Below are 19,669 nucleotides of genomic sequence, written 5' to 3'. Positions count from 1 at the left end.
CCTGGTAGAAAGGCGCTCGCCGAGCGCCTTTTAACTCCTTACAGGAGCTGATTGTGAAAGACTTATTAAACTTTCTAAAAGCACAGCATAAGACCGAAGAATTTGATGCAATCAAAATCGGTCTATCTTCACCTGACATGATTCGTTCATGGTCTTTTGGTGAAGTTAAAAAACCTGAAACGATCAACTATCGTACGTTCAAGCCTGAACGTGATGGTCTGTTCTGTGCGCGTATTTTTGGTCCAGTCAAAGACTACGAATGTCTTTGTGGTAAATATAAGCGTCTGAAACACCGTGGCGTGATCTGTGAAAAATGTGGCGTTGAAGTTACACAAACTAAAGTTCGTCGTGACCGTATGGGCCACATCGAGCTTGCATCACCGGTTGCTCACATCTGGTTCCTAAAATCGCTACCGTCTCGTATCGGTCTGCTAATGGATATCCCTCTACGTGATATCGAACGTGTTCTTTACTTCGAAATGTATGTAGTAACAGAGCCGGGTATGACGGATCTAGAAAAGAGTCAGATGCTTACTGAAGAAGAGTATCTTGACCGTCTAGAAGAGTGGGGCGATGAGTTCACGGCGAAGATGGGCGCAGAAGCGATCAAGGACCTATTGGGTTCAATGGATCTTGTCGCTGAAACAGAGATGATGCGTGAGGAGTTACAAACCACTAACTCTGAAACTAAACGCAAAAAACTGACTAAGCGTCTGAAGCTTGTTGAAGCGTTTATCAGCTCAGGTAATAACCCTGAGTGGATGATCCTGACTGTGCTTCCGGTACTTCCGCCAGATCTACGTCCTCTAGTACCACTAGATGGCGGTCGTTTTGCGACATCTGATCTGAACGATTTGTACCGCCGTGTGATCAACCGTAACAACCGTTTGAAGCGCCTTCTAGAGCTAGCAGCTCCGGACATCATCGTACGCAACGAAAAGCGTATGCTGCAAGAGTCTGTTGATGCGCTACTTGATAACGGTCGTCGCGGTCGTGCGATCACAGGTTCTAACAAGCGTCCTCTGAAATCTCTTGCTGATATGATCAAGGGTAAACAAGGTCGTTTCCGTCAGAACCTACTTGGTAAACGTGTAGACTACTCAGGCCGTTCTGTAATCACAGTCGGTCCATATTTACGTCTGCACCAGTGTGGTCTTCCTAAGAAGATGGCACTTGAGCTATTTAAACCATTTATCTACAGCAAGTTAGAAACTCGCGGCATGGCCACGACGATCAAAGCAGCTAAGAAAATGGTTGAGCGTGAAGAAGCGGTTGTTTGGGATATCCTAGACGAAGTGATTCGTGAACACCCAGTACTACTAAACCGTGCACCAACACTGCACCGTCTTGGTATTCAAGCGTTCGAACCTGTACTGATTGAAGGTAAAGCGATTCAACTGCACCCACTTGTGTGTGCGGCGTATAACGCGGACTTCGATGGTGACCAAATGGCGGTTCACGTGCCTCTAACTTTAGAAGCACAGCTTGAAGCTCGTACACTGATGATGTCGACGAACAACATTCTGTCGCCAGCATCAGGTGATCCGATCATCGTACCTTCACAGGACGTGGTCTTGGGTCTGTACTACATGACTCGCGAAAAAATCAACGCACAAGGTGAAGGTATGTACCTGGCTGGCCCTAAAGAGGCTGAGAAGGCATACCGTACTAAGACAGCGGCGCTACACGCACGCGTTAAAGTACGTATCACTGAAACCGTTGTTGATGAAGATGGTTACAGCACAACTGAGACTAAGATGGTCGATACGACTGTCGGTCGTGCCATGCTATGGCAAATCGTGCCTAAAGGCTTGCCATACAGCATCGTGAACCAGAAGCTTGGTAAGAAACAGATCTCAAATCTATTAAACGAAGCGTATCGTAAGCTTGGTTTGAAAGATACGGTCGTATTTGCTGACCAAATCATGTACACCGGTTTTGCTTATGCAGCACTGTCAGGCGTGTCAGTTGGTATCGACGACATGGTTGTACCAGCAGCGAAATACACTGAAATTGCTGAAGCTGAAGAAGAAGTACGCGAAATCCAAGAACAGTTCCAATCAGGTCTTGTTACGGCGGGTGAGCGTTACAACAAAGTTATCGATATCTGGGCGTCTACCAACGACCGTGTTGCGAAAGCGATGATGGATAACCTATCTTCTGAAACCGTGATCAACCGTGATGGTGTAGAAGAACAACAAGAATCGTTTAACAGCATCTATATGATGGCTGACTCGGGTGCTCGTGGTTCTGCTGCTCAGATTCGTCAGCTTGCAGGTATGCGTGGTCTGATGGCGCGTCCAGATGGTTCAATCATCGAAACGCCTATCACAGCAAACTTTAAAGAAGGCCTGAACGTACTACAGTACTTTATCTCTACCCACGGTGCACGTAAGGGTCTAGCCGATACAGCACTTAAAACAGCGAACTCAGGTTACCTGACTCGTCGTTTAGTAGACGTTGCACAAGACGTTGTGGTGACAGAGCATGACTGTGGCACTCAAGAAGGTGTCGACATGATGCCTCATATCGAGGGTGGTGATGTTAAAGTTTCTTTAACTGAACTGGCTCTTGGTCGTGTTGTGGCTGAGGATGTGATGAAGCCAGGCACTGAAGAAGTACTTATTCCACGTAATACTCTGATTGATGAGAAGTGGTGTCAGATTATCGATGAGAACTCTGTCGATAATATGAAAGTACGTTCAGTGGTAACCTGTGATGCGGACTTCGGCTGTTGTGCGCTATGTTACGGTCGTGACCTTGCTCGTGGTCACCTAGTGAACCAAGGTGAGGCAGTCGGTGTTATTGCTGCTCAATCTATCGGTGAGCCGGGTACACAGTTAACGATGCGTACGTTCCACATCGGTGGTGCGGCTTCTACTGCTGCGGCAGAGAACAGCATCCAAGCGAAGAACAAAGGTTCTGTGAAACTTCACAACGCTAAGTTCGTTATCAACAAAGATAAGAAGCTGGTTATCACATCTCGTGCATCAGAGCTGACTATCATTGACGAATTTGGTCGCACGAAAGAAAAACACAAACTGCCTTACGGCTCTGTGTTGAGTAAAGGTGATAACGACGCGGTTGAAGCTGGTCAAACAGTGGCTAACTGGGAAGCGCACACCATGCCAATCATCACTGAAGTGGCTGGTCGCATCCAATTCGTTGATATGATTGATGGTGTAACGGTTTCTCGCCAAACAGATGACCTAACGGGTCTATCTTCAAGCGAAGTAACCGAAGCTGCCGCTCGTCCAGCAGCAGGTAAAGATATGCGTCCAGCTATCAAACTTGTTGATGCGAAAGGTAAAGATGTCATGATCCCTGGTACTGATATGCCAGCTCAATACTTCTTACCGGGTAAAGCGATCGTTAACATCGAAGATGGTGCTGAAGTTGGTATTGGTGACACATTAGCGCGTATTCCACAAAAATCTGGCGGTAACCGAGACATCACGGGTGGTCTACCTCGCGTAGCTGACTTGTTTGAAGCTCGTCGACCAAAAGAGCCTGCGATTCTTGCTGAGCACACAGGTACTGTGAGCTTTGGTAAAGAAACCAAAGGTAAACGTCGTCTAATCATCACTCGTGAGGGTGACGAAACTTATGAAGAAATGATTCCTAAGCATCGTCAACTTAACGTGTTTGAAGGTGAGAAGATCGAACGTGGTGACGTTATTGCTGATGGTCCTGAGACTCCGCACGATATCCTACGTTTACGTGGTATCCATGCTGTAACGTCTTACATCGCTAACGAAGTTCAAGAAGTTTACCGTCTGCAAGGCGTTAAGATTAACGATAAGCACATTGAAACTATCGTTCGTCAAATGCTACGTAAGTGTACGATTACTCATGCTGGCGACTCTGAGTTCCTAGCGGGTGAGCAAGTTGAATACTCACAAGTGAAAGTTGCAAACCGTAACCTAGAAGCCGAAGGCAAACAGCCTGCTCGTTTCGAGCGTGAGCTACTAGGTATTACTAAAGCATCTCTAGCGACTGAATCGTTCATCTCTGCGGCATCGTTCCAAGAGACAACCCGCGTACTAACAGAAGCGGCTGTTTCTGGTAAACGTGATGATCTTCGCGGTCTGAAAGAAAACGTAATCGTTGGTCGTCTGATCCCAGCGGGTACAGGTTTCGCTTACCACCAAGAACGTCAAGCTAAACGTGCGGCACAGCTAAAAGGCCCGTCAGCTGAACAAGCGACAGATAACCTAGCGGCACTGCTAAACGCAGGTTTCTCTTCTGAAGAGTAATCTCAGCGCTGATTAAAAAAGGCACCTTCGGGTGCCTTTTTTGTTGCGCTTAATTAATCTACGCGAATGATTACAGCAAAATATTCAATATTAAGCACCAGGAGGGATAGCCAAGCTGTCCGCGATAAGTTGGATCAAACTATCTTCCACTCCAAAACGCACCTCAATAATTTCACCAATTAGCGAAAGGTCGTTGTCAAAGTTTTCGAGATCATCCTCATCACTCACTGCCGCGTATTTATCTGTAAAATTGAGTAACGGCTCGGTAGTAACAATAATTTTTCCATAAGTCTGATTAATTTCATCGGTGGCTTCAAAGCCAGTTGCACGCCACCTATCCATCACCATATCGTAGATTTTGAAGTGACCTTCGGAAATATAATCCACCAGTTGCTGGCAAAAACGTTGCAGCTCTTCTGGCGAGGGAAGCCCGTTAACATTCGTTTTGGCGGTGCAAGGTTGCAGCGCGGCTAATTTGCAATACTCTACAATCAAGGTTTGTCGCGTGTTTAACCAGTGATCAATAACGTCACTGTAACCGCCCCATTGCTCTTGTGTGCGTTTTAGTTTTTTTAGCATGACCATGCCCTCATGATCGGGTCACAAAGCTGGTGACCGTTTCCTTTGCGTAGGGTTGCACTTCGTAGATACAACTCATTGTCCTTACTAGAATTTATAGAACTAAATTTGGAACGTTACAAATTCTGGTATGAATTTAGATTGCCAGTAAAATGGGGTAACTGCAAGAAGAGAGGTCGCAACATGTTGAAAAATAGTGATACAAAAATCGCTTATTGGTGTGTAGTTTCCGGAAGTGAGATCTGGACCATAAATGGTGAGTTACCACTAGGATCTGCGGACGAATATTCCCTGCCTTTAGAAAAAGCGGTGGTGGTAGATAGTTGTGATGGTTACCCAGTGATGTGGGTTAATGATGCCGATCTTGATGGCGAGCGAGAGATGACTTCGTTACGCGAATTGTTGCATATCAAACCAGAACTATTTTTGGCGATCAGCAAGGCGCTTCAATATGGTCACATGAGCCAAACGTTACGTTTTTGTCCACAATGTGGCGGGCGAAATTACCTAAACCATAACCAATTGGCGATGCAATGTTCTGAGTGTCGAACGTTACATTATCCGCGTATCTTTCCCTGCATTATTGTCGCGGTACGAAATCAGGATAAAATTTTATTGGCCCAGCACCCAAGGCATCGTAACGGCATGTATACCGTTATTGCTGGTTTTTTAGAGGTCGGGGAGACGTTAGAGCAATGCGTGGCACGTGAAGTGCTTGAAGAAACGGGGATTCATGTGAAAAATATTCACTATTTTGGTAGTCAGCCTTGGGCATTTCCATCGAGTATGATGATGGGCTTTGTGGCGGAATATGACTCTGGCACGATAAAACCCGACTATAGTGAATTGAGTGATGCACAATGGTTTTTAGCAAGTGCTTTGCCTCCCGTTGCGCCCGAAGGGACGATAGCCAGAGCATTAATAGAGCACACGTTAAGCGAAATCGAGAAAGATTCACTGCCGCATTGCTAAAAAAAACCCTCCGGTGAAGGAGGGGGTAAGTAAGATGTCGTTATGAGATGCCGAGTACAGAGTACTCAGTTTATAATTATAGTTTTCGCTAGCGAACAAATTTTTAACACCGTTAAAGGTTGCTTGCAAATTAACCATTGATTTAAAAGTTAATAACATGATCTCGCTTGCAAAGCACACCGTTTTTGGCGCTTATTCAGTGCTAGAATAACGCCACAAAAAATAACAAGCTTTAAATTGGAAGACGGAATGACTGAATTAAAAAATGATCGCTACTTGCGTGCACTGTTAAAACAACCTGTCGATTGCACCCCTGTATGGATGATGCGCCAAGCGGGACGTTACCTGCCAGAGTATCGCGCAACGCGTGCCGAAGCGGGCGATTTTATGGCGCTGTGTAAAAATGCTGAGCTAGCTTCTGAAGTGACATTACAGCCATTACGTCGCTTTCCATTAGATGCCGCTATTTTATTTTCTGATATTTTAACCATTCCTGACGCCATGGGATTGGGTTTGTATTTTGAAGCGGGCGAAGGGCCAAAGTTTGAACGCCCGATCACCTGTAAAGCCGATGTCGATAAAATTGGCTTACCAGATCCGGAAGGCGAACTGCAATATGTGATGAATGCCGTACGCCAGATCCGCAAAGATTTACAAGGTGAAGTTCCATTGATCGGTTTTTCAGGCAGCCCATGGACACTCGCGACTTATATGGTGGAAGGTGGCAGCTCAAAAGCCTTCACTAAGATCAAAAAAATGATGTACGCCGATCCTAGCGTGCTGCACGCCTTGCTCGATAAACTGGCAGACAGTGTTATTGAATACCTCAACGCACAAATCAAAGCGGGTGCTCAGTCTGTTATGATCTTTGATACTTGGGGCGGAGTACTGACGCCGCGCGACTACAACCTCTTTTCACTACAGTATATGCACAAAATTGTGGATGGTTTAATTCGTGAAAATGAAGGTCGCCGCGTACCCGTCACTCTGTTTACCAAAAACGGTGGCATGTGGCTGGAGCAGATTGCTGCAACGGGTTGTGATGCTGTAGGGCTTGATTGGACCATCAATATTGCCGACGCCAAAGCGCGTATCGGTGACAAAGTGGCGCTGCAAGGCAATATGGACCCTTCCATGCTTTATGCTCCGCATGATCGTATTCGCCAAGAAGTGGCGACCATTCTTGAAGGGTTTGGCCATGGTGGAACGGGCCATGTCTTTAACCTCGGACACGGTATCCATTTAGATGTGCCACCGGAAAATGCGGGCATATTTGTTGATGCGGTGCACGCCTTGTCTAAACCGTACCATCAATAATAGGTTTGCGGTGCCTTATCGCCGATAATGCACCGTTTCTCACTCTCATCCTGTTATTTGATAGGAGCAGGCTCACAGAGGTAAAGAGGTAATAAGACAAGATGAAGACCAAAGATAAGATCGTTTATGCTGCATTAGCGCTGTTTAATGAACATGGTGAAAGAACGGTGACCACTAACCATATCGCAGCACATATCGAAATCAGCCCAGGTAATTTGTATTATCACTTTCGTAATAAACAAGAAATTGTTCGTGATATTTTTGCTCTCTATTCAGCAGAGTTACTCGAACGTTTTCAGCCGATTGCGGCACAGCGCGAAAGCTTAACTCTGTTAAAGCATTATCTTGATTCGATCTTCACTTTGATGTGGAAATACCGTTTTTTCTATGCCAATTTACCGGAAATCCTGCAGCGTGATGAAGTACTACATGGTGAGTACATTCAAGTACAAGAAAAGCTGCAAACTAATCTCATTAATATTATGCACGCTTTTGTTGAGCTGAAATTGCTGTCTGTCGGAAAAGAAGATATGCAATCTTTAGTGACCACTCTCCATATGACGGCCTCGTGTTGGTTGAGTTATCAGTCAGCGATGTTTTCCAAAACGCAGATCACCGAGCAAGTGATTCATCAAGGCATGCTACAGATGATCGCAGTCGTTAAACCCAAAGCAACGGAACAAGGTCTTGAACAGCTTCTATTATTAGAGGAAGGTGTGCGGGCGATGCACGCATCATAATCTGTGCTTAGTTATAACCTTTGAGTATTGTTCTTAATCCTTTGAAGCTGTTAGCTTCTTAGCTATACATCTCTAAGGGTGGTGTTGATATGCACTATGACGTTTTTAACGGTGATGCTGATGGCATCATCTCTCTTCTTCAGCTGCGGCTTGCTTACCCTCGCACGACGACCCTAGTTACTGGGGTTAAGCGTGATATCAAATTGCTCCAGCGTCTTAATCTTCAATCCCGAGATAGTCTGACCGTGTTAGATATTTCGATGGAGAAGAATCAGCGACCTTTACAGCAGGCTCTTGCGGCGGGGGTGACGGTGTTTTATGCCGATCATCACTATGCAGGCTCAATCCCCGAGACTCCGCTGCTTGACGCCCATATTGATTTGGACCCTAATACTTGTACGGCATTAATTATTGATCAATGGTTAGGTGGTCCGTTCCATGAGTGGGCGATTGTGGCAGCTTATGGCGATAATTTGATTGCTAAAGCGGATACTTTAGCGCGCAACGCGGGGCTAACTACCACTCAAGCCGAACAACTAAAAAACTTAGGCACCTTGATTAACTATAACGGTTATGGAGAGACGATAGAGCAGCTTCATTATCACCCCGCTGATTTGTACCAAGCCTTGCTAGTTTATCCTTCACCGTTTGATTTAATGAAGGATGACAACTCCCCTTTTTATCATTTGCAGCACGCTTATGAGCAAGATATGCAGCTTGCTCAGTCGTTAGAGCCTATCTATAAAAGTGCCTGTTTGAGCGTGTACGAGCTGCCAGACTGTGCATCATCACAGCGAGTGAGTGGTGTGTTTAGTAATTGGCTAGCCAATCAAGCACCTGCCGCGGCACATATGGTTTTAACGGTAAATTCATCGGGTGGTTATACCGTTTCGCTACGTGCTCCATTAACCAATAAACAGGGAGCGGATAGGTTATGCAGCGCCTTTGCAACCGGAGGCGGGCGAGAAGCGGCGGCGGGTATTAATTCGTTGGATAAAAGACAATTGACCCAATTCATTACTCAAGTAGAAGCGTACTATTCATCACACTAACGCTCGTTCGGATTAACAGGGTGATGGATGTGTTTTGCTAGCGACTGAGCCAGCGTGTTGGGTCTTCGGCTTTACTGTTGCGACGAATTTCGAAATAGAGCGCTGGCTGAGATTGACCGCCAGTGTCTCCCGCTAAAGCAATGGTTTCACCGGCGGTGACTTTATCGCCCTCTTTTTTGAGCAAACTTTGGTTAAAGCCGTATAAGGTCATATCGCCTTTGCCATGATCGAGCAAAACCACCAGCCCATAACCACGTAGATATTCAGCAAACACGACCGTGCCAGAATAAACCGCTTTGACGTTTTGACCATAATTGGCGTCAATGACTAGACCTTTCCAGTCAATTTGTCCACTTTGACGTGTACCAAAAGCATGCAGGATTTTGCCTTTGACTGGCCAAGGTAGCTTGCCTTTTTGCGGCGCTAACCCATCCATTAGTACAGCGTTACGTTTTGCTGCTTTGGCGATTTCTGCTTGTAATCGCGTTTCATTGCGTTGCAATTCGGCTAAGTAGACTTTATCACCGGAAATGCTTTTTTGAATTTTACCCACTGTACTGCGTCGTTCTGACTGCGTTTTTGCCAATGTAGCGCGCTTTTGGGTCTGCTGTTCTAATAGAGAGGCGATTTGGTCTCGTTCAAGTCGCAGCTGTTTTTCACTTTCATTGAGTTCTTTTTGCGTAAGTTCAAGCTGTTGGATGGTTTGGCTGCGCGCCTTCGCCAAGTGTTGGTAATACTGGCTGATGCGATCTTCTTCCACGCCATTATTGAGTATGTTGGATGAGGCTGTCGCTCGCTGAGTGGCGTAATAGGTTTTGATCAGTTGAGCTAATTTGGCGGTTTGCTGTGTTTGTTGTGTTTCTAAGGCTGTGATCTTTTGCTTGAGTTTAGCGATATTAGCGTTGGCCACTACTAATTCTGATTTGGTGTTTTTGATCTGATTTTCTAGACTTGAAATGCCCACTTCTTGCTTTTTAAGCGCATTTTGCAACGAATCGAGCTCTTTTTGTCGATTATTTAACGCTTGCTGCTGACGAGAAATTTCGCCTTTCACCCCTTTTAGCTCTTGTTGTGTGGCAGCCATTAACGGTGAGCTGGAGAGGCAAGCTAGCCCTAACACCATCACTAGGCTAAGTGCATGCCACCAAGTCGTTATAGTAAGTGGGTGTGGTGAAGGCTTGTTTCTCATCCGTTTTCAAGTCTCTATCGACAAATTAGTGAGTCAGTATACTCAAAGCCATCCGCGAGGCGAAAGCCCTATGTCAAAACTTGCAATCAAATCGAGTTCTTGGGCGAAAAAAAGCCTCGATATTTATCGAGGCTCAATAGCACGTGGTTGGTGAGTTATTTAAACAACACTTGACCAGACATGTCTGCCGGAATGTCCATGTTCGATAGAGCAAGCATCGTTGGTGCTAGATCAGAAAGCTTACCACCATCTTTTAGCTTAAGATCTTTGCTACCGACGTAGATAAGCGGTACTGGCAGATTGGTATGAGCAGTATGAATGCCCCCTGTTTCTGGGTTCACCATCATTTCTGCATTGCCGTGGTCTGCTGTGATCAGTAGCTGGCCATCGACTTCTTTAATCGCTTCAACCACTTTTCCGATACACTCATCAAGCGCTTCGCATGCTTTCACGGCCGCTTCGTAAATACCAGTATGACCAACCATATCGCCGTTCGGGTAGTTACAGATAATCGCATCGTATTTACCCGACTTGATTGCCGCAACGAGTTTTTCAGTCAGTTCAGGCGCGCTCATTTCCGGTTGCAGATCGTAAGTTGCCACTTTAGGTGAAGCAACCAATTGGCGCTCTTCGCCTGGGAATTCGTTCTCAACACCACCGTTAAAGAAGAAGGTGACGTGCGCGTATTTTTCTGTTTCAGAGATGCGCAACTGAGTTTTACCCGCCTTTGATAGCCACTCACCGTAGGTGTTTTCTAGTGATGCTGGTGGAAATGCGCACAGCAGAGGAATGTCGGCGGCGTATTGGGTTAGCATCACAAAGTCAATTGCTGGGAACTTTGCACGTTCAAACCCGTTGAAATCTGGTATGAAGGCACGAGTAATTTCACGTGCACGGTCGGCGCGGTAGTTCATGAAAATCACGGCGTCGCCATCTTCAATCGCAGCAGAGTCTTGGCCTTCAGCTTTGATTTCTGTCGCTTTAACAAATTCATCATTTTCTTCACGTGCGTAAGCGGCTTCAAGGCCTGCTACGGCGGAATCAAAAGTAAATTCTGCTTTGGCTTCAACCAATAGGTCGTAAGCTTTTTGTACGCGTTCCCAGTTGTTATCGCGATCCATGGCGTAGTAACGACCAATCAGTGAGGCGATACGACCTTTACCTAATTTAGAAAATAGGTCTTGGAAGCGTTGCAATGAGGCTTCGGCACTGCGTGGTGGCGTATCACGGCCATCAAGGAAGCAGTGGAGGTAGATTTTCTCAGCGCCACGGGCAGCAGCCATTTCAACGGCAGCGTAGATATGATCTTCATGCGAGTGAACACCACCTGGCGACATTAGCCCCAATAGGTGAACCGCTTTGCCCGCTTTGATGGCTTTATCCATCGCGTTGACTAACACTTCATTTTGTTGGAATTCACCATCAAGAATTGATTTAGTAATGCGTGTCAGGTCTTGGTAAACAATACGACCAGCACCGATATTGGTGTGACCGACTTCTGAGTTACCCATTTGACCATCCGGTAAACCTACATCCATACCAGAAGCAGAAATCAGAGTGTTTGGGTTGTTTGCAATTAAGCTATCCATGACTGGAGTATGTGCATTGCTGATTGCGTTGTGTGCGTTATCTTCACGGTAACCCCAACCGTCAAGAATTACTAAAGCCATTGGCTTCTTAGCTGACATAGTTATGACCTCGTCAAATTCAAAGTAACTTAAACAGAAATTAGCGTAATTTTACTACACTTTGAAGCGATTGCAGTAGGTTAAGATCAATGATTCTCCCTATCAATGCCTATAAAGGTAGCCTATTGATCAACATCGGTGCCTTTTTAGCGCCATTTAATAAACTAAAATTCCCGTCCCAAGCACGGCAAACAGTGCGCCGCACCAAGCGAAGCGGTTGGGCCGCTGTTTGGTATACATCCATAAAATAGGCAACAACATGATGGGCGTGGTTGAGGAGAGCAGGGCCACCATACCCACGTTGCCTTCACGCAGTGCGTAGAGAATTAACGTCATTCCGACCGCCATCGCAAGAAAACCGTTGATGGCAGTAATGGTAAAAATGGGCAGCGTAATGGCTTGAGTGGCGCGTGCTAATTTTGCACCAGTAGCCAACAGTAAGCAGTGTGCGGTGAAAGCGGTGAGCATTCGAATCGCGGAAGCGGCGATGGGGTCGATCCCCGTTTGCATCACAGGTTTGGCGATGATCCCACCCAATGCTTGGCATAGAGCCGCGATAAGGCCAAGTGCAATGCCAACCCATACTCGGCCTTTAATTGCTTCCAATGCATTATGATTTTGCCCTCGGCGGCCAAAAAAGATGGCCGTTAGAACGCCTGAAAAGACAAAAGTCGCGCCCACTAGCTCTGCATGGCTCATGCTTTCGCTGAATAAAAAATAGCCGAGAATGGCCGAAAAAACGGCATGGCAAGAAAAGAGCAAACCCGCTTGTCTTGGCCCCATGCGATTTAAACACGCAAACAGCGCCGTATCGCCAATGAATATGCCAATCAACCCCGAATACATCATGGGTGTTACCATCTCGCTGTTTACCGTTGCCCAGCCGCCAGTTGCCAACGCCATGCTCACTAAAATGAGAGAAGTACAGCCCATCCGCCAACGGCTATAAGCAAAGGTTCCTAAATGGCGAGCGGGAGCAACAGACAGTAAACTGGCTACTGCCCAAAGAAACGCGGCAGCAAGCGCGAGCCATTCGTAGCCCATGTAAACATCCTTGAACGAGGGAAGGATCTCAATATGCCTTAAGCGCTAGGGGAAAACAAAGGGAATTTATGGGCTTGCCTCAATGTGATTAAAAGAGGCAAGCCAAGAGGATTTATACTTTGAAGCGGCGAATATCGTTACGCATGGCTTCTGCCGATAAATGCATTTCATGAGCGCTGTGGCTGCTCTGCTGAGTTTGGCTTGCAAGGTCATCAGAAGCGTCTTTGATACCTTGTGTATTGCGGCTAATGTCTTCGCTGACGGCTCGCTGCTCTTCAGCGGCACTGGCAATTTGCAAGGCCATATCATTGATCTCGGTAATGGCTTGCGTGATCCGCACTAAACTGTCGTGAGCTTGTTCGGCATAGTCAACACTGTGGTCGGCCAGTTTGGTGCTGGCTTCCATATTCTCGACCGCATGTTGAGTATTGCGCTGCAAGGTTTCAATCATGGTGCGGATCTCTTCCGTTGAGCCATGTGTACGTTGGCTGAGCACACGAACTTCGTCGGCTACCACAGCAAAACCACGGCCTTGGTCACCTGCGCGGGCCGCTTCAATCGCTGCATTGAGTGCTAACAGATTGGTTTGTTCGGCAATACTTTGAATGGTGGATAGGATCTGGTTGATACTTTGAGCATTGCTCTCCAACTCTCGGATCACTTTGGCCGCACTATCGACCTGATTGGCTAAGTGAGTAATGGAATCACGATTCTTTTTGATAACCGCCTGCCCGTCATCACAAGCTGAGGCCGATGCTTGTGATGCGCTAGCGGTCAGTTCGGCGTGGCTAGCCACCTCAGCGGCGGTAGCCGACATCTCGTGAATCGCGGTGGCTATTTGGTTGACATCATTTTGTTGGTGCTCAACTCGCATGGAAGCTTGAGCAGAAAGGTCATTGGCATCTTGTGCTTGCTGGGAAAGTTGTTGGCTACGGCTGACGATCCCTTTCAGCATCTCCTGCATTTGACTTAAAAAGAGATTCACTTTCTCGGCCAGTTCACCGATTTCATCCATGCGTCGAATGTCGATGCGTTGGGTGAGGTCGCCTTCTCCTTGCGCTAATTGCGCTAAAGCGTTCGACAATACCTGCAGTGGTTGCAGTAAGCGGGTTACAACCCAAGTGCTGATGCTGGCGATAATAATGTAGAGCACTAAAGAGGCAATGGCGGTAAAGGTGATCTGCTCAGAAACCGAGGCGTAGGCCATCTCTTTATCCACCACAATGCCCAGTAACCAATCGGTATTAGGTATTTGTGAGACGTAAATCAACTTGTTGCCTTGCTTTGGCCAAACAATAGTATCAACGCGATTCTCTTTAGCTAAGCTGGCCATGTGCTGGGAATCTAATTCGTTGTTTAAATTGGTTAAAGGTTTTTGGCTTAAGGCTTCATCTTGATAGGCGACAATATTGTTATTGCCATCAACCAGAAACGCAAAGCCTTGGTTATCGAGTTTAACACTCAGTACCTCTTTAATGAGATTGGTTACGGTTAAATCGGCGGCGAGTACGCCTTGTTTTTGACCTTTAAAAGCTTTGGCGAAGCTGACTACGATGCTGCCATCAAAATCTTGGTAGGGTTCGGTAATTATAAGCCCGGATTGTGCCATTGCATCTTTATACCAAGGGCGCGTTCTTGGATCATAATCACTTGGCCAATCTTCGGTTTTATCACCATAAGCGATGGTGCCATCACTGAAGCCAGCATAGACAGAAAGAAAATCACCGCCTTTTTTGGTGACCAGTAGCGCTTGATCTGCGTTGTCATTACTGGCGATAAAAGATTCATTGGCCAACATCATATTGCTACGGATCCCGAGCCAATCACTGATATAACGGCTGGTGGCGAGACTGACATTTTCCATTTCACTATTGATGGCGTGAGTCGTCTCCTGTTGCAGTTGGCTGACGGAGATCCAAGCTTGTACACCACTGACTATCGCAATGATAATGGCGATCGCCACTTGAATTTTAAATTTGATGGTATGTCTCATGGGTTATGCCCCTAGAACGGTTTGACAACAGCGTGTCGATAGATCAGAACGAAAAAAAGATGAATTAACGGCACCCGTGCTTATTTGCAGCCAAATGATGAGGTCTTTTCATGGTTCTTCAGATAAATGAATAACTAAAACAGGCTAATCCTACGAAAATATGATGTTGATTAATATGATCGCGCTCGATTATTACTCATCCAGTTGAGTCATTTTTGCTGAGTTTTAGATAGAGATGATTCATCTTGCGACTTGCATTCAGTCTTGATGCTCAATGCAAGTCGCAGTCACCAAAGGTTAGGTCAGTAATAGCGCGGCAGCATAGACAATGCACAAGCCAACAACGCCAATAATCAGACCTGTTTTGGCCATGTCTTTACTCTCAATAAGCCCGGTAGAATAGGCCAGTGAGTTTGGTGGTGTTGAGACAGGTAAAATCATACCCAGTGAGGCAGAAAAGGCGACAACCACTAACAAACTTTGTATACCACCAATACTGGCCAAGCTTTCCATGGATGTGCCAATCGCGGCGGCGATCGGCATGAGTAAGTTAGCGGTCGCGGTATTGGACATGAAGTTTGCCATGATCCAACAAACGAGCGACAGGGTGATGACGACCGAGATAGGCGATAGAGAACTGTAATCAATCGCGTGAGCTAATGCTGAAGCGAGCCCTGTTTTATCTAGCCCAATGCCAATCGCTATCCCGCCAGCCACTAGCCACAAGACGTCCCAGTTGATCTGTTTCAGTTCCTCTTTGCCCATAATGCCGGTGAGTGTAAAAACCGCCAAAGGAATAATAGAAACCACATAGGTGTTCATGCCGTGTAGAGAGGTGGTCATCCACAGCACTATGGTGGCGGCAAAAGTAATGTAGACCACGATTGCACGCCAATTTTTTTGGAATGTTCCGTTTAGTTTCAGCACCATCTGTTTTTCTGAAGAGGGAAACAGTTTTTGTAGCAAAAACCAAGCTAACGTGAGCTGAATAATCACAAACGGCAAGCCCATCATCATCCAAGAAAAGAAATCAATGCTATTGCTTCCGGTGAGATATTGCAGCGCGATCGCATTGGGCGGCGTACCGATAGGCGTGGCAATACCACCGGTGTTCGCTGCAATCGGAATGCAGAGCACTAAGGCTTTGATGCCTAAATCCCCTTTTGGAGCTGAAGCGACGATCGGCCCGAGCAGCGCCAGCATCATCACAGTAGTCGCGGTATTGGACATAAACATAGAAAATACCGCAGTGATCAACATTAGCCCCAGCATAATAAAGCGGGGTTGAGTACCAAAAGGTTTGAGTAAAACTCGGGCTAAGTTGTTGTCCAGTTCATATTTAGAAGCAGCAATCGCCAGTGCAAAGCCGCCCATGAACAAGATAATAATCGGTGAAGAGAAAGCGCTGAAAATATCGGTGTACTTCATTAACTCGCCGATATCATGCCCAGCGGGTGGCGAACGAAAGAGATGCAAGCCTTTATCTGAAATCATCACCAATTCGAGCGCAATGATCAAAATGGAGGTGGCAAATACAGGAACTGGCTCCAATACCCAAAGCAGAGCAGCCAATAAAAAAATAGCCAGTAATCGATGTTGAATTAAGGTTAAGTCATCAATCGGTATTGCATCAATGGGCATCAGTAAAACACCGATGGGCAGCAAAAAGCAGATCGCAAGCTTTATCAGCATTCCCGTATTCATGGTAGGCATATCACATGACCTTCATTAGGTTAACTTGAAGTAACTAGCGTAAATGATATGTGAATGAAGGTCTTAGACGCGGCTTGAAATTTTGAGTTTTAGCGAAGGAATATGCAGCAGTTTTGTTTTTTATCAATAAAGAAAAAAAGCGAAATATCTAGAGGCGTTAGCTCTGAACATGCAGAGCTAACGCATTCGGCAGGGAACATTAAGAGATGGCGATTAACGTTGCTGTGCGTATGGAGTACCCATAACCGTTGTAGCATTGTGTTGCATAGACTCATCAAAGCGAATTTTATCTTTTGCAAACAGGTTAATCACCGTTGAGCCTAGCTTAAAGCGACCCATCTCTTGTCCTTTTTTCAGTACAACAGAGGTATTGCCTTGGGCTGGATAATCCCAGCGATAAACGGTATTGCCGCGCGGAGGCGTGACAGTCCCTGACCAAACTAGCTCAATACTGCCAACAATGGTCGCTCCGACAAGCACTTGTGCCATTGGGCCAAACTCAGTATCAAAAATACACACCACGCGCTCATTGCGAGCAAACAGGTTCGGTACATTTTCGGCGGTTAGTGGGTTAACCGAGAAAAGATCGCCCGGAACATAAATCATTTGACGTAACACGCCATCGCAAGGCATGTGTACGCGGTGGTAGTCGCGAGGTGATAAATAAAGCGTGGCAAATTCGCCATCTTCAAACTCTTGCGCCAGTTTGGCATCACCACCGAGCAATTCTACCGCTGTAAAATGGTGGCCTTTCGCTTGGATCAGCTTGCCATCTTGAATCGGCCCGAATTGACTAACGCAAGCATCGGCCGGATGGGTGATTAAGCTATCACCGTCACTGATTGGCCGAGCATCGGCTTTCAATTCACGAACAAAGAATTCATTGAATGTTTTGAAATGGCTAGGATCTGAATACAGAGCTTCATCCATGTTGACATTATATTGTTTAATAAACCAACGAATGACTGCAGTGGTTAGACCGCCAGCTTTCGCTGATGCGAGTTTACCCATCAGGCGTGTTAAGCCATGTTGTGGGATCCAGTATTGCAGTCCAACTTTAATTTTATCCATTGTCTCTGATTCCAATGTTAACTGTATGTTCTTCACTTTGGGTGCGAGATGTTACTGAAAAACTCTCACCATGTCAGCAGTTAGTCACCATTGCTTACGGATTATTCGATGGCGACAGATAAAAAATTTATCGATCAAGTCTGCGGACATTTGCCGGGGTAAAACTCGATGCTATTTATAAATCCGCTTTTTTGTTACGCGAATATTGGCGGTTAGCTTTGTTTTCCGACATGCTTTCTAAAATTCGGTGGTAGTTCTCAAAGCGCGTGTTACTAATATCACCTTTTTCCACGGCTTCACGTAGTAAGCAACCCGGATCGTCAGCGTGTTTACAGTCTCTAAACTTACAGCCGCCTAAGAAGGGACGAAATTCGACAAAGGCTTCAGTGATCGCTTCAGCTTCCAAGTGCCATAAACCAAATTCACGCACTCCCGGCGAGTCGATCAAATCACCGCCTGTAGGGATATGATACAAGCGAGCCGCAGTGGTGGTATGTTGACCAAGTCCAGATGCTTGAGAAACTTCACCTTCTTCAATTTCATCTTCCAAATTTGGCATTAATGCGTTCACTAGGCTGGATTTACCAACGCCAGATTGACCAACAAATATGTTGATCCGTCCGCCAAGTTCCGCTTCTAACTCAGCAATCCCTTCACCGCTTTTTTTGCTGACAAAAAGCACTTTGTAGCCAATGCGTTCGTACACACGTAACGACTCTTGATATTGGTTACGCAATTCATCGCTGAGTAAATCAATCTTATTCAGTACCACTAGCGGCGCAATATTCACGGTTTCTGAAGCGATCAAATAACGGTCGATGATATTGAGTGACAGTTCCGGCAGTACGGATGACACAATGACCATCTGATCAATGTTTGCCGCTACTGGTTTCAAACCGTCGTAATAATCTGGACGAGTCAGAACCGATTTGCGCGGTTCAACCGCTTCGACAACGCCAGAGATACCCGCCATCGATTCGAGTCCAGGTCGCCAAATAACACGATCTCCTGAGACCAGCGTTTCAATGCCTCGGCGTAAATTACAGCGGTGGATGGTGTGAGTCTCTAAATCTTCAACATCGGCATGTTGGCCAAAACGAGTAATCACTAACCCAGTTTTTGCGGTGCCGAGCATGGCTTCATCCCACGAAACTGTGTCCTCTTTTTTGAGTCGTTTACTCTGATTATTACGAACGCGTCGTACTTGACCTTTCGTCAGCTTCTTTTTCTTTGCCACGATTATCTACTTCATGATTATGATACGTTTTGATCCAACGTTGAGATTTTACTCAAAATCATACCGTTTGGATCCAATGTCCAAAGGTATCTTGGGGATCTGAATTTGGGTATAGTACCTTTTTTATCTGCAAACCAATATAGGCAACGTATTTATGTCTTTTAGCGATCAAAACTTGATTTGGGTTGATCTTGAGATGACAGGCTTAGACCCTGAAACTCACAAAATTATCGAGATTGCCACCATTGTAACTGATAGTGAGTTGAACATTTTGGCTGAAGGCCCAGTGTTGGCTGTTCATCAATCAGAAGCTGAATTGGCTAAAATGGATGAATGGTGCACCACCACACATACCAAAAGCGGTTTGGTCGAGCGAGTACGTCATGACTCAGTGACACAACAAGAAGCGGTTGAACAGACCATTACGTTTTTGGAAAAGTGGGTGCCTAAAGGTAAATCTCCGATTTGTGGCAACAGTATTGGGCAAGATCGCCGCTTCCTTTATAAACATATGCCTGAGCTGGAAGCCTACTTCCATTACCGTTATGTGGATGTCAGTACGCTAAAAGAGCTGACTCGCCGTTGGAAGCCAGAAGTATTGGATGGCTTTTCTAAGCAAGGTAGCCACCTGGCTTTAGATGATATTCGTGAGTCTATTGCTGAGCTTCAGTACTACCGTAAGACCATATTCAGTATTTAATTTTCAGAACGGCATTTTTTGCTGATGGCGTGTTAACCAGTTTTTGTGATTAATACGCCATATTTGCGTTCTTTTTCGTCAAAAAAAAAAAAAAAAAGATTTTTTGTCAGTAAGGGCT

At 45.9% G+C, this 19,669-nt stretch carries 14 protein-coding genes; 6 read left to right on the top strand and 8 right to left on the bottom strand.

All coding sequences use genetic code 11. From position 1 onward, the window contains the following. Positions 1-53: 53 nt before the first annotated feature. Entirely contained in the window at positions 54-4,256 is a 4,203-nt protein-coding gene (rpoC, locus tag B9J84_RS15460; protein ID WP_013857949.1) for a DNA-directed RNA polymerase subunit beta', read from the top strand. A 90-nt stretch (positions 4,257-4,346) separates the two neighbouring features. Here rpoC and B9J84_RS15455 read toward each other — a convergent pair whose 3' ends face one another. After that, positions 4,347-4,841, bottom strand: coding sequence for an Rsd/AlgQ family anti-sigma factor (locus tag B9J84_RS15455; RefSeq protein ID WP_013857948.1), 495 nt, complete (start codon positions 4,839-4,841; stop codon positions 4,347-4,349). Between the two features lie 180 nt (positions 4,842-5,021). Between B9J84_RS15455 and nudC the strand changes: the two genes are divergently transcribed. The 4 genes from nudC (at position 5,022) to B9J84_RS15435 (ending at position 8,916) form a co-directional block, all read left to right on the top strand. After that, positions 5,022-5,807, top strand: coding sequence for an NAD(+) diphosphatase (gene nudC / locus B9J84_RS15450; RefSeq protein ID WP_179217579.1), 786 nt, complete (start codon positions 5,022-5,024; stop codon positions 5,805-5,807). Between the two features lie 249 nt (positions 5,808-6,056). Then, a complete protein-coding gene (hemE, locus tag B9J84_RS15445) occupies positions 6,057-7,124 on the top strand; it encodes a uroporphyrinogen decarboxylase (protein WP_010318957.1) in 1,068 nt (355 codons plus the stop codon). A 101-nt stretch (positions 7,125-7,225) separates the two neighbouring features. Then, the gene (locus B9J84_RS15440; RefSeq protein WP_013857945.1) at positions 7,226-7,864 is read left to right on the top strand and encodes a TetR/AcrR family transcriptional regulator; all 639 of its coding nucleotides are present in this window, start codon (positions 7,226-7,228) and stop codon (positions 7,862-7,864) included. An 89-nt stretch (positions 7,865-7,953) separates the two neighbouring features. After that, positions 7,954-8,916, top strand: a complete 963-nt coding sequence (locus B9J84_RS15435) for an acetyltransferase (protein WP_094124514.1) — start codon at positions 7,954-7,956, stop codon at positions 8,914-8,916. A 37-nt stretch (positions 8,917-8,953) separates the two neighbouring features. Here the strand turns inward: B9J84_RS15435 and B9J84_RS15430 are convergent, their stop codons facing one another. From B9J84_RS15430 to rsgA, 7 genes are all read right to left on the bottom strand, one after another. Continuing rightward, positions 8,954-10,039, bottom strand: a complete 1,086-nt coding sequence (locus B9J84_RS15430) for a murein hydrolase activator EnvC (protein WP_231140426.1) — start codon at positions 10,037-10,039, stop codon at positions 8,954-8,956. Positions 10,040-10,260: 221 nt separating this feature from the next. Continuing rightward, positions 10,261-11,793 carry a 2,3-bisphosphoglycerate-independent phosphoglycerate mutase gene (gpmM, locus tag B9J84_RS15425; RefSeq protein ID WP_094124513.1) on the bottom strand — a complete coding sequence of 511 codons (1,533 nt, stop codon included), beginning with the start codon at positions 11,791-11,793 and terminating at the stop codon, positions 10,261-10,263. Positions 11,794-11,949: 156 nt separating this feature from the next. After that, complete coding sequence (locus tag B9J84_RS15420; protein WP_094124512.1) at positions 11,950-12,837, bottom strand: DMT family transporter; 888 nt, start codon at positions 12,835-12,837, stop codon at positions 11,950-11,952. Between the two features lie 112 nt (positions 12,838-12,949). Continuing rightward, positions 12,950-14,830 (bottom strand): methyl-accepting chemotaxis protein, encoded by a 1,881-nt coding sequence (locus tag B9J84_RS15415; RefSeq protein ID WP_019282806.1) that lies wholly within the window; start codon positions 14,828-14,830, stop codon positions 12,950-12,952. 297 nt (positions 14,831-15,127) lie between these two features. Continuing rightward, the gene (locus B9J84_RS15410; protein ID WP_017046690.1) at positions 15,128-16,543 is read right to left on the bottom strand and encodes a DASS family sodium-coupled anion symporter; all 1,416 of its coding nucleotides are present in this window, start codon (positions 16,541-16,543) and stop codon (positions 15,128-15,130) included. 213 nt (positions 16,544-16,756) lie between these two features. Beyond that, positions 16,757-17,614, bottom strand: a complete 858-nt coding sequence (gene asd, locus B9J84_RS15405) for an archaetidylserine decarboxylase (RefSeq protein WP_094124511.1) — start codon at positions 17,612-17,614, stop codon at positions 16,757-16,759. Between the two features lie 175 nt (positions 17,615-17,789). After that, positions 17,790-18,851, bottom strand: a complete 1,062-nt coding sequence (rsgA, locus tag B9J84_RS15400) for a small ribosomal subunit biogenesis GTPase RsgA (protein WP_013857936.1) — start codon at positions 18,849-18,851, stop codon at positions 17,790-17,792. Positions 18,852-19,005: 154 nt separating this feature from the next. Here rsgA and orn point away from each other — a divergent pair, with 154 nt between their 5' ends. Beyond that, positions 19,006-19,551, top strand: coding sequence for an oligoribonuclease (gene orn / locus B9J84_RS15395; RefSeq protein ID WP_010318948.1), 546 nt, complete (start codon positions 19,006-19,008; stop codon positions 19,549-19,551). Positions 19,552-19,669 lie beyond the last annotated feature (118 nt).

The organism is Vibrio sp. V03_P4A6T147 (assembly GCF_002241085.1).
GTDB lineage: Bacteria > Pseudomonadota > Gammaproteobacteria > Enterobacterales > Vibrionaceae > Vibrio > Vibrio anguillarum.
Note: the sequence above shows the minus strand (reverse complement) of the source record. Positions and strands in the feature narration are given on the sequence as shown.

Coding starts and splice junctions, on each gene's coding strand:
- B9J84_RS15410 (WP_017046690.1), bottom strand. CDS start 16,543: ATGCCTACCATGAATACGGGAATGCTGATAAAGCTTGCGATCTGCTTT.
- B9J84_RS15430 (WP_231140426.1), bottom strand. CDS start 10,039: ATGGTGTTAGGGCTAGCTTGCCTCTCCAGCTCACCGTTAATGGCTGCC.
- hemE (WP_010318957.1), top strand. CDS start 6,057: ATGACTGAATTAAAAAATGATCGCTACTTGCGTGCACTGTTAAAACAA.
- B9J84_RS15440 (WP_013857945.1), top strand. CDS start 7,226: ATGAAGACCAAAGATAAGATCGTTTATGCTGCATTAGCGCTGTTTAAT.
- orn (WP_010318948.1), top strand. CDS start 19,006: ATGTCTTTTAGCGATCAAAACTTGATTTGGGTTGATCTTGAGATGACA.
- B9J84_RS15435 (WP_094124514.1), top strand. CDS start 7,954: ATGCACTATGACGTTTTTAACGGTGATGCTGATGGCATCATCTCTCTT.
- B9J84_RS15420 (WP_094124512.1), bottom strand. CDS start 12,837: ATGGGCTACGAATGGCTCGCGCTTGCTGCCGCGTTTCTTTGGGCAGTA.
- B9J84_RS15415 (WP_019282806.1), bottom strand. CDS start 14,830: ATGAGACATACCATCAAATTTAAAATTCAAGTGGCGATCGCCATTATC.
- B9J84_RS15455 (WP_013857948.1), bottom strand. CDS start 4,841: ATGGTCATGCTAAAAAAACTAAAACGCACACAAGAGCAATGGGGCGGT.
- asd (WP_094124511.1), bottom strand. CDS start 17,614: ATGGATAAAATTAAAGTTGGACTGCAATACTGGATCCCACAACATGGC.
- gpmM (WP_094124513.1), bottom strand. CDS start 11,793: ATGTCAGCTAAGAAGCCAATGGCTTTAGTAATTCTTGACGGTTGGGGT.